The following is a 13349-nucleotide window of genomic DNA, read 5'->3' on the forward strand; positions in this document are numbered from 1 at the left end:
TTTAAAGTTCATCACCTTTATCAAAACGGGTAACTCTCAACTTTTCAAGAAGATGTGTCAGATCTTGTCTGAACTAATACATCTTAATTGTTCAGCAATCCCAACCAGTTCTTCTCCTTTGGTGGTCGTGACATCAGCGGTGTTTAAGTTACTGTCACTAAAATCCTTAATGCTGACAATACTTTGGTTGATTTCTCCAACAACGGCGGTTTGCTGCTCAGCGGCAGTAGCGATCTGCATATTGATGTCACTCATCATCGACAAGCTCTCCGCGACCTCTTCAATCGCAACCCCTGTCTGCTCGCTCTGCTCGACAGCCTTTTCAGTCTGGCTACGACTTAGGCTCATCGATTCTACGGCACTCTTTGCTCCGTTCTGCAATTTTTCTACGCGGGTACGAATGTCATTGGCAGCGTCACTGGTCGAATTGGCCAAGGTGCGTACCTCATCTGCTACAACAGCAAATCCACGACCTGCTTCACCGGCACGGGCCGCCTCTATCGCCGCATTGAGCGCGAGCAAATTGGTTTGATCCGAGATGCCTGAGATCGCATCCAAGATGGAACTGATGTCTTGCGTTTCTTCACTGAGTTTCTTGATTTCTTGCTCGGAAGACAAAATACTCTGTGACAAAAGATGGACCGAATCCACCACTCGGTTGACATTTTCCGCACCCGCTTTACATTTCTGCAACGATTCTTGCGCCGAGCTCGATGCACTTTCGGTTTTCGCCGCAATTTCTTGAACCGTCGCATTCATCTCATCGACGGCCGTCGCCACCATCGTCGTTTGTCCTTGCTGCTCAACCGTGCCATTTTTCGACACTTTTGTCGACGCCAATAATGCGCTCGACGAGACCGAGAGCTTGTCGGCATTGTCTTTAATCAGGGAGATGTTGTTGACGAGTATCTGAATGAGCGAGCCCAATGTCCTACCCAACAGTTTGGCTTCCTTAACGCCTTCTTAGTGAATCTCGACTTTCAGGTTACCCTTAGACACTTGCTCAAGATCTTGAACCATATCCTGCAAAGGCTGGAAGAGCATTCGATTCAAAAAAGCCAATGAACCTACCACAAACACCCCTGCCAATCCGGAAAAACCAAACAAGACAATGTTTCGTGTCATGTTCATTTCATTGATCAGTTCACTGCTATCAAAGGCTGCTCGAATCGATAATACCTCATCGCCCGCCTTATTGCTCACCGCATACTGGGCAACACTAAACAAGGACAAATCATCGGGCCAATCAGCAGACCGATACACCACATCGCCTTGATTTGGCGTGAGTTGAATCGAGCTGTTCAACAGGGTTTCTATACCTTTGAGGTTGTGTATTGGATTCAGAATGATTTCCCCATATCCTTTCGCCCTGAGGCCGCCAATCGGGAATACGACCGAGAAATGGGCTTGGTTCTTGTTGTTCCAAAAAAAGGTGTAGGATTTGAGTTTTTCGGCGCCTTGACGTTGACCTAACAGGCCTTTGAGCTGAGGAACCATTTCTGCGCCGAACGCTCCCCCTTGGGTACTTGATGCAAGAGGCTTTAAATCGGCATCGAACACCCTAATTTTCCTCACGTCAATAGCCCCAGATGTATGCATACCAAGATTAAACGACTCGTTTAGCTTGCTCGACAATTCGCTGGGTTGCGCTTTTACCTTTCAACACTCGGGAGTGCAATTTTCTTAACGTTCTATCGTTGCTGAGTTCTTGGCCAAGTTTACCGCCCAAATCCGATAGGTGGACAATCGAATCTCTACTCGACACTTCGATAAAACGCGAAGAGACTTTGAGCTTGGCTCGGAAAGCCTCTTCTTTATACCATGATGCTGTCACCAGAGAGCCAATTAAAGTAAGCAGTGCAAACACACTGATCACACTCACAACTAGCGTTCTTACAGATATCGTCATCGGCCCACTCCCCTATTCCCTGTTTCATTGTTTCATTGTTTCTACATCGAAGCAGGGAACCCTTTCTGCCGCCATTCTTCCCATCCTCCTCTAAACCAATATACATTCGTATATCCGGCTTCAAGAGCAATTTTTGAGGCTTTCACGCTACGACCACACTTTGGACCGTTACAGTAGAAGGCGACCAGCGTCGCTTTTGACGGTATGTGTTGCACCAAAGTAGCGGGCGCTGTATCAACATCAGGCAAGGCAACCGCGCCTTCGATAAAGCCATCGGTTCTGTCCTTTTCGATCCGGCTATCAATAATGACCAAGTCGTCCATCTCGTCGACCAAATCAATCAAGCCTTCCGCAGTGATTTTTGTGGTGCCTGGTATCGAATCCGGCGCCTTTCCCTCCGCCAGAATCGTAAGAGGAAAGGTGAAAAAGATAACCGCTAAAGTTCGTGAAAATAAAGTCATTAAATTGTCTCCGTACTAAATTTCGACTTCCAAAGACGTTCAACGTGTTTAATGAGGCGCGCGTCTTAGCGCTGCTGCCTTTCACCCCTTTTCAAGAAAGAGTCAAGTCCTAAATGTTTACTGCCACCAATGAAAAACCGATCAGAACCCGTAGCCATTGGGCATCTCAGTGGTCTTTCTTCATCATCAATGCTTACGAAATTCGACGATCACAACTGCGTAAATATACTTTTAAAGTTGGATCAAGATCTCTTCCTTGTCAAATTTACGGACAAAATCTCATTTTTGATACAGGAGAGCGTGGGTCAATAGGGAATTTGATGATCTGAACATTATTGTAGTTCTGCTTAATTCATTGTTTTAGTGAAAAATAATGAACGGGCATAATTTGTGCCATCGTCACTTATTGGTAAATTTTGACTATTACAGCCTCTTCCTCCGCCATATAACTCAGCACACACCAAAAGGACTGTAAGCAACGCTACAACTTAAACTAAGCTATTTTGCAATAAACACTTAAGCCAATGAAAACACAAAATGCCACGTGTAGCGAACCTGCTTGCATTGATTAACGAAGGAACAAAAACCAACTGTATTTTGTCCTTATTTATTGAGACTAACGAGGACACACAGCAGATTAATTCGAGGTGACTATATATGTCCTTTAAATTACTTTTAGGTAAGCCAGTCCCTTTATTTGTTCTAGCATTCAACTATATAAGTTCGAACTCAGAACATGGGGTACCTTGGTGGTATTTCATTTGCCAACCTTGGCCAGTAAATACCCAGATAGAAGAACGCTTTGAAAAAGTGTTGATTTCACCCGTATCTGAAACCCAAGCGGATTTATACAAAAGTAACTGAACAGAAGGAGCTAGCTGGATACAATCGTATCCCTGTGAGTGAATATACCCCAAAGATGGCTTTTCACTTTGCATTATTTCTACAATAGAAGAATAATTAAAACTGCGCCCAGAACGACCGACTTCATTAAAACTCGGATGAAGTAACCTTGCTACTTCATCAAGGTTTTGCCTAGTTTCGTATTGGTGTAAAGCGATTTCCTGTTCAATTAGAACGTCCATAATTGCTCCAATATATAACGGCTTGCTATGAGTGTTTTTTAACGTACTTTGTCATGGCTGTCTCTGAGACTGATAGGCCATCGATTCTATACTGATCTTTGTACTCCCCCACAAAGTTGAAGCCTGTTTTAAGGTAGAGATTCTTGGCTGGAATATTGTCTGACAACACACAAAGATCAAGCCAGTCAATTTCTGCTTTTTCTTGGCAGAAATCTATAACGGCATCAATGAGTCTTTGACCAAGGCCTTGCTTACGACAAGAAGCATCTACGCCCATACCAAGTAAAACTCTGTGAGAACGGCTTTCAACACTGTGATGACGAAGATCAATATGACCTTTGATATTTCCAAATTTATTTTTAACGACCCAAAGTTTCCTCCAACCAGAATCTCCAAACTGATGAACAAACCCTTGGATAAATTTTTCTTTTGTGGGCTCTGGAATTTCTTTTTGCTCTCTGGACATTGGTTGGAAAAGAGGAATTTCTCCATTGCCATTTTCAGACAGCTGATTTTCAAGATAAACAAAGAATGGTTCTAAATCCGATTTTTCCGCTTCCACTACTTCCATTTATTACTCTGTACCCGATGAGTTACTTATTATTGATTTGATTGCTGGCAGTGATGCCAGCAATCGTTAAATGCCACGTTTTTCAGAACAAACGTGGCTCAGGTATTAACGACGGCGAGATGAACGCTCTTTGTGCGACGATGCTGCTTTTGCTTGTGATGCTAAAATTGAGTCCACCGTCAATACCATTGGTTCTTTGGGTTTAAGACCATGTGGAAAAGTTCGCGCTCGGGGCGGTAAGTTAAATTCTTCACTAGAGGCGCGAGGCATGCGCTTAAAGCGATATAGGTAAAAATTCTCAAGCTTTTCTCTCGCCCAATCAGTCTTTTTGAGATACTTAACGCTGCTCGCTACCGAAGGGTTGATATGAAAACAGTTAAAACGCATGGCCGTATCGAGAATGTCCCAGCCATAAAAATCGACCAGCTCTTGGATCATGGTGTCTAACTTAAGACCGTGCAAAGGATTATTTTGCTGTAATTCAATTCTTTCTTCATCCGTCATCATAACGAGTTTCCAAATATCTAACGAACCGAGGTCCTGGCTGGTGTGGTTTGCGATCTTAATAAGACGATATATTCTGTTATAAAGAAAGCAAAGTTGCGGATTCTAGCAGAATTCTCCTTCTTTCCCTAATTTGGGTGAGCTTTCAGGTGTACACATGCCCGTTAAGTTGAATATTGTCGACTTTATACTTGTCACTAATATTCAACGGACCCTAGTGTTTTCTTATTGCGACTCACCACTGGCTAACATCTCGTTAAAGGTGCCATTTGCCTTTAAAACCTGGATAGCATCATTGAGCTTCTTGATCAGTACTTCGTTATTTCCCTCTCTTTTTTTGCTTATTGGCGTATAAATATTGAACTTCTTATAAGGTGGAGAAACGGCTTTAAGTTTACCGGTCAAGTCAGGATGCAGATTGACCAAAAAGTAGAATTGATGCTCAGCCATAAGGACTAATTCCACCCGCCCAACAGAGAGTTTCCTTAAACTTTGCAAATCATCTGCCGTTTCATCGATATCAAAACCTTGCTCTTGCAGGACTTGTAGGTGCGCGCCACCTCTCATCCCGCCAATCGAATATGATTTGAGTTCATTGAGGTTGTTGTAAGTGATGTTGCTATCATATTTCTGGATGAAGATTTCATTGACGGAGTAAATAGGGTCTGGGTAATCAAAAAACTGGCTTCGTTCTGGATTGTAGTATGCGCCCATTAGGCCATCGTATCGACCGTCTTTAGCCCACTCAAGTGCTCTTACCCAAGGCTTTACAAATTCGATCTCCAAATCATAGCCCGCTTTTTTAAACACAACGCGAGACAGCTCAGCCAAAAAACCATAGTTGGGTAGATCCTCTGCATATAAAGGCGGCCAATCCGTAGTTGTTAAGGTGATTTTTTCTGCAAATGCATTAAAACAAAGCACAACCAGCATAAGGGTGAGTGGTGTTTTCATCTGCTGTACCTAAAGAGTCAGACCACATGGCTATCTATTGTAACCCTAGATTAGTTTTTACCCATTGTGAATGGACTGCGATTTTAGTAGGAGCACTCAAGCAATGACGTTCGGTATGTCTGTATAACCATTTATACCCTTATTTTTTCAGGAACCCCTATTTGTTAAGTAACTATTTTGTAATTTTTAGCCTGAGCAACGTTTTTGTGGTATTGTAGCCGGCCTTTTTTTTGATGCATCTCACATTTTAAGTTCTATGTGAATTTATGCATCAGCCATCATTACCCAAAATAGTGAACGATTTATGTCAGATATGACACACATAGTAGAAAACTCTTTAGAAGTTTCATCGAAAGACTCTGCTCAACCTAGCCCTCTAACGTCTCATTCTCTTAGCCAGAAATTAGAGTTCAATAACCCAGTTTTTTGGCTCAGCGGCAGTTTTTTGATGTTGTTTGTGTTACTTGCACTAGTCAATACTGATTTGCTTTCCTCCATCGTTTCCACTAGCTTCACATACGCAACAAAATGGTTTGGTGCTTTCTGGCAAGTATTGCTGCTGCTAAATTTTGTCGTTGGTCTATTTTTGGCGGTAAGCCGAACAGGTGATGTAAAGTTAGGCGGATTAAACATACCTGAAATTGACACTTTTAAGTGGATGTCGATTGTATTATGTACTTTGCTTGCCGGCGGCGGTGTATTTTGGGCCGCAGCTGAGCCTATTGCGCACTTTGTGTCTCCTCCGCCATTTTTTGGTGAGACCAATATGGAAGACATGGCAGTTAACGCACTGTCTCAATCATTCCTGCATTGGGGATTTCTTGCATGGGCGATTCTTGGTGGATTGTCGTCCATTGTTTTGATGCATTTACATTACGATAAAGGCTTACCACTCAAACCAAGAACTCTGCTTTACCCTTTATTTGGCAATAAAGCGATTAATGGTTGGCTTGGCAATGTTGTCGATGCTTGCAGCATCATTGCTGTAGCAGCTGGTACAATAGGTCCAATCGGTTTTCTGGGCCTACAGCTTAGTTATGCACTTAACGATTTGTTTAATATTGATAACAACTTATTATCTCAAACCATAGTCATCGTATTAGCCATTGCCATGTACACGCTTTCTGCATTAAGTGGTGTCAACAAAGGCATTCAGATCATCAGCCGCTATAACATCATATTTGCGGTTGGTTTAATTGGTTTTATTCTACTGTTTGGCCCCACAAGCTTCATCATTGATGGTTACTTACAAGGTGTAGGTGGAATGGTAAACAACTTCACGTCATTAGCTTTGTTCCGTCAAGATACAGGCTGGTTAGGTTCTTGGACAGTATTTTTCTGGGGTTGGTTTATTGGTTATGGCCCTATGATGGCGATTTTCATTGCTCGAATCTCACGTGGACGCAGTATTCGCCAACTGATTTTAGCCATTAGCGTGGTTGCACCGCTGATCACTTGCTTTTGGTTCAGCGTAGTCGGTGGTAGTGGCTTAGCATTTGAGCTTACCAACCCTGGGAGCATTACCACTGCATTTGAAGGCTTTAATCTACCTGCTGTTTTGTTGGCGATCACCAATCAACTACCAGCACCACTATTGATTTCAGTTCTGTTTTTAATCCTAACCACTACCTTTATCGTTACCACTGGTGACTCAATGACCTACACCATTAGCGTGGTCATGACAGGTTCAACCGAACCAAACCCGTTAGTACGAGCTTTCTGGGGTGTGATCATGGGGGTAGTGGCCATAGCGCTTATCTCTATGGGTTCAGGTGGTATCTCTGCATTGCAGTCTTTCATCGTAGTGACCGCTGTACCGGTTTCGTTCATTTTACTCCCTTGTTTATGGCAAGCACCCCGTATTGCTTATCAAATGGCTCGTGAACAAGGACTTATCGTAAATCAGCATTGATTCAATGCAAAATATACCGTTATTGGATTTTAAATAGAGCCGGTACCTAAGAGAATAAAGGGCGAACTAATATTATGGTTCGCCCTTATCAATAAAGATCAAAACCAACATTAGTAATCAGCTTTTTGCGCGCGCCGAAGTATCGCTATATTCCAATCATCGAAGCTTAATCGCTAAGGCCCCTTATACCGGATCACATCACACTTTTCCCGAATGATTTTGTACCGTATTACGCATGATGTACCAGGTACATCAGAGTTCATTCCTCATCTGTAGAAAAACAATAAGCACCTTGTATCATATTTAGTTTTTTCATCTACGCTTTTATTGAACAGCGTCAGACTAAAAAGGACTTAATAATGAAAAGGCTTTATATCGCAATCCCTCTTTTATTCCCATTAACAACGTTTGCTAACGAGTTTGAAGCAGCTCTTAAAGAGTTTGCGATGAAGGATGTCAAAAGCATTGCGGCTGATGCGGATGTCGTTTCACAAATCAAAGCACAAAATCAGCACAGCAGTCAGCTAGATCAAAACCAAATCACTTCACTAGACAAAGATTGGCGCAGCCAAGTTGGACAAGAGAATGCACCACTAATCAGCAATAAGTTAAGTAGTGAGCTGTCCAAAAAGCTTGCAACGATGCAGGAAAATAGCCAAGGTGTTATCACTGAAATCTTTGTTATGGATAATAAAGGACTAAACGTTGCCCAAAGCTCTATAACTTCAGACTATTGGCAAGGTGATGAGGATAAATGGCAGCAAACTTATTTAGTTGGCCCTAATGCATACCATATTGGCGAAATTGAAGAAGATGAGTCCACACAGATGTTTCAGTCTCAGGTGAGCTATGCCATATCTGATCCAGCTTCTGGAAAAGTGATCGGCGCCGTTACTGTTGGTGTTAACGTGGAAGAACTATAACGACTGGAGCTAAGTATGCGAGTTACGATTAGTAAGCTCGTTGTTGCCAGTGCCTCGATTCTAACCATTATTGCCATGGCGACGATTTCATTTTTCAATTGGAGCAGTAGCGTTGATGCTATCTACCAATTAAGTAAATCGTCGTACATGCAGTCGAGTCATGCCTTAGGTGAACAACTGGCTACCCCTGTTAGGTTTAAGAAAATCACCAATATAAAGGAGAAAGTCGATGTCGCACTTCAAAGTCAAAATGGAAGTTTAAACGCAATACAAATTTATCGACCTGATCTGTCTTTGTTGTACAGTAATCACGAAGTAACAGAATCTGCATTGAACAGTATTTTGCAGAAAAAAACTATCCTAATAGACAATCCCGATCACCATCAAATTGGTGTTCCCCTATATGCAGGCAAGAAAAAAACATTAGTTGGATACCTAGTTACAGACTGGAATTTTTCTCAAGCCAAAGGGCTTGGAAATCAACTCAGTATCCAGTCATGTATTATTGCTTTAATCTCTGTTGTCGCTTGTGTGACAATTCTACTCGCATTACTGAACACACTTATGGTTCAACCGTTACAAAAACTCATTGGTCTTTGTGATGAACTAAGTTCCGGTGAATGCGATCTAAACAAACGTCTTGAGTTCAAACGTCAAAATGAGTTGGGCATGCTAGCGTGCAGTATGAACCGCTTTATCGAAAAGATGGAACAAACCTTAATCCCCATTCATCAAGGCGCGGATTCTGTTACATCGATTTCCAAAGATCTTGATCATTATTTGGCCTCAATAGGCAGTAAGATCACTCGCCAAAGGGATGCAATCAAGACAACAGTACAGTTTAGTGAACAAGCACAACAATCATTCTCAGCAGTAAAAAACAATACCTTCGATACTTTAGACTCACTTAACCGCGCAGTAAAAAGTGCCAAGGGAGGGCAACAGTGCTTACTTAGCGCATTAAGAGACAATCGTTCAATGTCTGAGAAAAGTACGCATTTGTACACAGCGGCCAATGAGGTCAATCGGCAAGTTATGAAGGTAACTGAGATTTTAGGGATCATCCGCAATATAGCGGAGCAAACCAATCTCCTAGCCCTTAATGCCGCTATAGAAGCTGCTAGAGCAGGTGAAGAAGGTCGAGGTTTTGCCGTGGTGGCCGATGAAGTACGTGGGTTAGCTGAAAAGACCTCTAACTCAACTAACCAAGTTGAAGGAATATTGACCAACTTGAGCAATGTTTCCAATTCTTTAATTAAAATTACCGAAGAAGGAAGTAGTACCAGTGAGGCAAGCTTGGGCTCGATTGAAAACGCAGTAAAAGACATCGAAAAAGCGCTCGAAGATGTCTCTCAGGCTGATCGAATGTGTTCAACCATTGCAAATTCATCGGAATCACAAATTAACGCCATGTCAGAGCTAGTCGAACGGTTACTCAGTGTCGATCAACAAATCGATAGCTTGGTCGAGGATTCACAACACATCGAAACTAATAGTGCCAAACTTTTCTCACAGGCAAGTAGCACCAGTCAGCATTTATCTAGCTACAATCTAGCGTTGTAGCACTGCAATAAAGGGTTTTATTAATTAATAAAACCCTTTATAAAGTCACAACATGGTCAAGGCTAATTTGGCAAGATTATAGGCATCGACATAACCAGAATGCTGCCGGCCTTCCCACTCAATTTGTTGGGCTTCTTGAGCCGCTCTATGACCAATACGTTTGTCTTTTAAGCGGTGCTGCACTCGATATAGCGTAGCTAAGTTAATAAATTCTCTGAAAGGCATATCTATACCCTTAGCCTTACATTCATTGGCCAAAATCAGATCGTCTCGGCCCCAAGAGGCATAGACTTTATTCGTTCCACCGAAGTTTTTAACCATTGATTTCATCACTTCAGCGAGTGGACGACCCTGTTTTTCAACTTTACGGGGAGTAATACCTGTAAGCTCTGCACAAAACAGTGAGACTTCATCCTGTTCTGGCTTCACATAGTATTGAGCACGCTTTACGATCTCGCCTTTTGCAAGATCGATTTCTGCTAGCCCAACTTCTATAATTTCACCTGTTGTTCCGACGCCGTTTTCATTCCAGCAGCACATTTCCAAATCGAAACAAACTATACGGTTATGGTTCATTACTCGCCTATTGTTTAAGTTTCTAACAAAGCGCCAAAGTCTATCTTAGTTAAGCTCAAAACTCGACTGACAACGAATCAATTGAGTAAAACTACTGCAATTATACCCTTCGTCCCCATTTCTAAACCTCTTGGTCTCTTTTACAAGGCGCTAAAGTGACTAAAAAAAAGACGTTCAAGCTCCAACGACCCCTTTTCTGAAGGCCTAGCTGGTTGAATGTGATAATATTTGCCCCAATTTAACCTAATAATAACGACAATAGCGGTCTACTATGGCTGCTATTTATCCCATTGATTAAGAGAAATGTCATGACGTTCGATTTACAGATGATCCCTCAAACGTTCGATATGCTGCACGCAGGCCTTACCGTATCAAGCATCTTTTTGCTTCTTATTGCCGTATCACGCAAATCCCAAGTCGTCGAAAAAGTAGTTGAGAAACCAGTAGAAAAAATTGTCGAAGTGGAAAAGCTAGTTGAGAAAATCGTTGAAGTTGAAAAAGTGGTCGAAGTCGAAAAAGTGATTGAGAAAGTAGTCGAAGTCGAATCCAAACTCGCAACGGCTTCTACCGACTCTGCCATGCAGCTACTGTCGATTATGCAGCAAGAGTCTCGCCTGATTGACTTCTTAAAAGAAGACCTGACTTCATTTTCTGATGAAGATGTGGGTGCAGCTGCAAGAGTTATTCATACTGGTGGACAAAAAGTACTGAGCGATTACGTTACGCTAGAAGCTATTCGCAGCGAAGACGAAGAGACACGTATCACTATCGAAGAAGGCTTTAACTCACAACAGATCCGCCTAACAGGTAATGTAACAGGCAATGCGCCTTTTAGTGGGACTCTCATTCATAAAGGCTGGAAAGCCAGCGGTATGAATCTACCTAAATTAGCCGAAAACTACGATGCTTCAATTATTGCCCCTGCCGAGGTAGAGCTGTAATGGAAAACCATACCCCAGACCAAGCTAAAGCGCCCAAATACAGTGTTGGCATTGACTTGGGTACGACGCACTGCGTACTGTCATACCTTGATACCTCGAACGAGCAAGCCAAGGTTGAGGTCATGCCGATTGCTCAATTAACCGCGCCTGGTACAGTTGAAACAAGAAACCAGCTTGGCTCGTTTCTTTATCAGCCTCACGAACATGAGATGAACCCAGCATCACGAGTACTGCCTTGGTCATCAGAACCCAATGTTCTGGTTGGTGCCATTGCACGTAATCTGGGAACTAAAACCCCAATTCGCCTTATCGCCAGTGCTAAATCTTGGCTTTGCCATGCCGGAGTCAATCGGCGTGATGCGTTTCTTCCTGCGGGCAGCCCTGATGAAGTAGAAAAAATATCCCCACTTCGGGCCACAGAGCTCTACCTAGAACATCTTAAAGATGCTTGGAACCACACTCACCCAAATTCTCCACTTACGGAGCAAGATGTTACCATTACTGTCCCTGCCTCTTTTGATCCTGCTGCGCGCGACTTAACCGCTGAAGCGGCAAAAAATGTTGGGCTGGGGCACCTAACCCTATTAGAAGAACCTCAAGCAGCGCTCTATAACTGGATCGATAACAGCAATGACCAATGGCGAGAGCAAGTATCGGTCGGCGACATTGTGCTGGTTGTGGATATCGGTGGCGGTACAACCGACCTTTCTTTGGTCGAAGTCACCGAACAAGAAGGCAATTTAACATTAAACCGTATCGCGGTCGGTGAGCATATTTTGCTTGGCGGTGACAATATGGATTTAGCGCTCGCTTATCGTCTTAAAATGAAGCTGGCACAAGATGGAAAAGAGCTTCAACCATGGCAAGTTCAGGCAATGACCCATGCTTGTCGTGACGCCAAAGAAGCACTGCTTAATGACACTCAGCTTGAGTCGGTTCCAATCGTAGTGCCAAGTAGAGGTTCAAAACTCCTTGGTTCCACACTCAAAACCGAACTAACGCAAGAAGAAGTTCAACAAACCTTGGTTGATGGCTTCTTCCCAAAAATTCCTGTCACTGAACACCCTGTGCAACGTAATCGCGGCGCGTTAACCCAAATGGGCTTACCGTACGCTCAAGATGCTGGCATCACACGTCACATTGCTGCTTTCCTAACCAAGCAAGCCAATGCGCAAGATAGTGAGGCTGCACAAATTGAGTACAACCCCTTTGCTTCAATGCCCGGTATGGGCGGTACCCAAACATCTAATGCTGACTTTATCAAACCAACTGCCATCTTATTTAACGGCGGTGTGTTAAAATCAGAGCTGCTTGCAACTCGATTAGAAGACACGCTTAACGACTGGTTAATCAACTCAGATTGCGAAATGGCGCAGCGACTTACTGGCGTTGATCTGGATCTCGCAGTTGCCAGCGGCGCATCTTATTATGGCGCTGTTCGCCTCGGTCAAGGTGTTCGTATCCGTGGTGGTATAGCCTCTAGCTATTATGTGGGTATCGAAAGTGCTATGCCAGCAATCCCGGGGATGGCACCTCCACTTGAAGCCTTGTGCGTTGCGCCATTTGGCATGGAAGAAGGATCGTCGGTGGAAGTACCGAGCCAAGAGTTTGGCTTAATCATTGGCCAACCGGTGAATTTTCAATTCTTTGGCTCAAACGTGCGCCGCGATGATCTCGCAGGTATTCATCTAGATCATTGGGGCCCAGAAGAACTGGAAGAACTGCCCGAAATTCAAGTTACCTTACCGATTTCTGAAGGCCGCCGAGAAGGCGAAGTGGTTCCTGTAACTTTAGCTTCTCGGGTAACTGAACTTGGTACACTCTACCTAGAAGCCATTGCCGCCGATAATGGCCAAAAATGGCACGTTGAGTTCGACGTTCGCGAAGACGCAAGCAAAGACTCACCTCAAAACGAGCTTGCTTAATGTTTAACGGCACCTTAATCGGTGC

The 13349-nt window shown here is 43.3% G+C and carries 14 protein-coding genes; 5 read left to right on the forward strand and 9 right to left on the reverse strand.

The window, feature by feature from the left end; all coding sequences use genetic code 11:
• Positions 1 to 57 precede the first annotated feature (57 nt).
• The 8 genes from KO511_RS10085 to KO511_RS10120 form a co-directional block, all read right to left on the reverse strand.
• Positions 58 to 927, reverse strand: a complete 870-nt coding sequence (locus KO511_RS10085; RefSeq protein ID WP_215987311.1) for a methyl-accepting chemotaxis protein — start codon at positions 925 to 927, stop codon at positions 58 to 60.
• Between the two features lie 36 nt (positions 928 to 963).
• Entirely contained in the window at positions 964 to 1635 is a 672-nt protein-coding gene (locus tag KO511_RS10090) for a hypothetical protein (RefSeq protein ID WP_215987312.1), read from the reverse strand.
• Positions 1607 to 1909: a hypothetical protein gene (locus tag KO511_RS10095; protein WP_215987313.1), complete on the reverse strand. Its 303-nt coding sequence runs from the start codon at positions 1907 to 1909 to the stop codon at positions 1607 to 1609. Before KO511_RS10095 ends, KO511_RS10090 begins: the two co-directional genes overlap by 29 nt.
• Before the next feature lie 41 nt (positions 1910 to 1950).
• A complete protein-coding gene (locus tag KO511_RS10100; protein WP_215987314.1) occupies positions 1951 to 2370 on the reverse strand; it encodes a rhodanese-like domain-containing protein in 420 nt (139 codons plus the stop codon).
• 713 nt (positions 2371 to 3083) lie between these two features.
• Positions 3084 to 3455 carry a DUF4440 domain-containing protein gene (locus KO511_RS10105; RefSeq protein ID WP_215987315.1) on the reverse strand — a complete coding sequence of 124 codons (372 nt, stop codon included), beginning with the start codon at positions 3453 to 3455 and terminating at the stop codon, positions 3084 to 3086.
• 25 nt (positions 3456 to 3480) lie between these two features.
• Positions 3481 to 4026 carry a GNAT family N-acetyltransferase gene (locus KO511_RS10110; RefSeq protein ID WP_215987316.1) on the reverse strand — a complete coding sequence of 182 codons (546 nt, stop codon included), beginning with the start codon at positions 4024 to 4026 and terminating at the stop codon, positions 3481 to 3483.
• 105 nt (positions 4027 to 4131) lie between these two features.
• Positions 4132 to 4530, reverse strand: a complete 399-nt coding sequence (locus KO511_RS10115) for a VF530 family DNA-binding protein (protein ID WP_215987377.1) — start codon at positions 4528 to 4530, stop codon at positions 4132 to 4134.
• Positions 4531 to 4755: 225 nt separating this feature from the next.
• A complete protein-coding gene (locus KO511_RS10120; protein WP_215987317.1) occupies positions 4756 to 5484 on the reverse strand; it encodes a substrate-binding periplasmic protein in 729 nt (242 codons plus the stop codon).
• 304 nt (positions 5485 to 5788) lie between these two features.
• On the opposite strand from KO511_RS10120, the gene KO511_RS10125 reads away from it, so the two are divergent.
• The 3 genes from KO511_RS10125 (at position 5789) to KO511_RS10135 (ending at position 9882) form a co-directional block, all read left to right on the forward strand.
• Positions 5789 to 7396, forward strand: a complete 1608-nt coding sequence (locus KO511_RS10125; RefSeq protein WP_215987318.1) for a BCCT family transporter — start codon at positions 5789 to 5791, stop codon at positions 7394 to 7396.
• A gap of 359 nt (positions 7397 to 7755) precedes the next feature.
• A complete protein-coding gene (locus KO511_RS10130; RefSeq protein WP_215987319.1) occupies positions 7756 to 8319 on the forward strand; it encodes a hypothetical protein in 564 nt (187 codons plus the stop codon).
• 15 nt (positions 8320 to 8334) lie between these two features.
• On the forward strand, positions 8335 to 9882 hold the full coding sequence (locus tag KO511_RS10135; protein WP_215987320.1) for a methyl-accepting chemotaxis protein: 1548 nt from the start codon (positions 8335 to 8337) through the stop codon (positions 9880 to 9882).
• 45 nt (positions 9883 to 9927) lie between these two features.
• Here KO511_RS10135 and KO511_RS10140 read toward each other — a convergent pair whose 3' ends face one another.
• The gene (locus KO511_RS10140; protein ID WP_215987321.1) at positions 9928 to 10458 is read right to left on the reverse strand and encodes a 3'-5' exonuclease; all 531 of its coding nucleotides are present in this window, start codon (positions 10456 to 10458) and stop codon (positions 9928 to 9930) included.
• A gap of 308 nt (positions 10459 to 10766) precedes the next feature.
• Between KO511_RS10140 and KO511_RS10145 the strand changes: the two genes are divergently transcribed.
• Complete coding sequence (locus KO511_RS10145) at positions 10767 to 11399, forward strand: DUF2760 domain-containing protein (RefSeq protein WP_215987322.1); 633 nt, start codon at positions 10767 to 10769, stop codon at positions 11397 to 11399.
• A complete protein-coding gene (locus KO511_RS10150; protein ID WP_215987323.1) occupies positions 11399 to 13324 on the forward strand; it encodes an Hsp70 family protein in 1926 nt (641 codons plus the stop codon). Before KO511_RS10145 ends, KO511_RS10150 begins: the two co-directional genes overlap by 1 nt.
• Positions 13325 to 13349 lie beyond the last annotated feature (25 nt).

The sequence above is a fragment of the Vibrio hepatarius genome (genome assembly GCF_018860525.1).
Lineage (GTDB): Bacteria > Pseudomonadota > Gammaproteobacteria > Enterobacterales > Vibrionaceae > Vibrio > Vibrio hepatarius_B.

What these genes read in the sequence shown, in the direction of transcription:
- KO511_RS10095 (WP_215987313.1), bottom strand. Translation starts at nt 1,909, where the DNA reads ATGACGATATCTGTAAGAACGCTAGTTGTGAGTGTGATCAGTGTGTTT.
- KO511_RS10100 (WP_215987314.1), bottom strand. Translation starts at nt 2,370, where the DNA reads ATGACTTTATTTTCACGAACTTTAGCGGTTATCTTTTTCACCTTTCCT.
- KO511_RS10105 (WP_215987315.1), bottom strand. Translation starts at nt 3,455, where the DNA reads ATGGACGTTCTAATTGAACAGGAAATCGCTTTACACCAATACGAAACT.
- KO511_RS10110 (WP_215987316.1), bottom strand. Translation starts at nt 4,026, where the DNA reads ATGGAAGTAGTGGAAGCGGAAAAATCGGATTTAGAACCATTCTTTGTT.
- KO511_RS10115 (WP_215987377.1), bottom strand. Translation starts at nt 4,530, where the DNA reads ATGACGGATGAAGAAAGAATTGAATTACAGCAAAATAATCCTTTGCAC.
- KO511_RS10120 (WP_215987317.1), bottom strand. Translation starts at nt 5,484, where the DNA reads ATGAAAACACCACTCACCCTTATGCTGGTTGTGCTTTGTTTTAATGCA.
- KO511_RS10125 (WP_215987318.1), top strand. Translation starts at nt 5,789, where the DNA reads ATGTCAGATATGACACACATAGTAGAAAACTCTTTAGAAGTTTCATCG.
- KO511_RS10130 (WP_215987319.1), top strand. Translation starts at nt 7,756, where the DNA reads ATGAAAAGGCTTTATATCGCAATCCCTCTTTTATTCCCATTAACAACG.
- KO511_RS10135 (WP_215987320.1), top strand. Translation starts at nt 8,335, where the DNA reads ATGCGAGTTACGATTAGTAAGCTCGTTGTTGCCAGTGCCTCGATTCTA.
- KO511_RS10140 (WP_215987321.1), bottom strand. Translation starts at nt 10,458, where the DNA reads ATGAACCATAACCGTATAGTTTGTTTCGATTTGGAAATGTGCTGCTGG.
- KO511_RS10145 (WP_215987322.1), top strand. Translation starts at nt 10,767, where the DNA reads ATGACGTTCGATTTACAGATGATCCCTCAAACGTTCGATATGCTGCAC.
- KO511_RS10150 (WP_215987323.1), top strand. Translation starts at nt 11,399, where the DNA reads ATGGAAAACCATACCCCAGACCAAGCTAAAGCGCCCAAATACAGTGTT.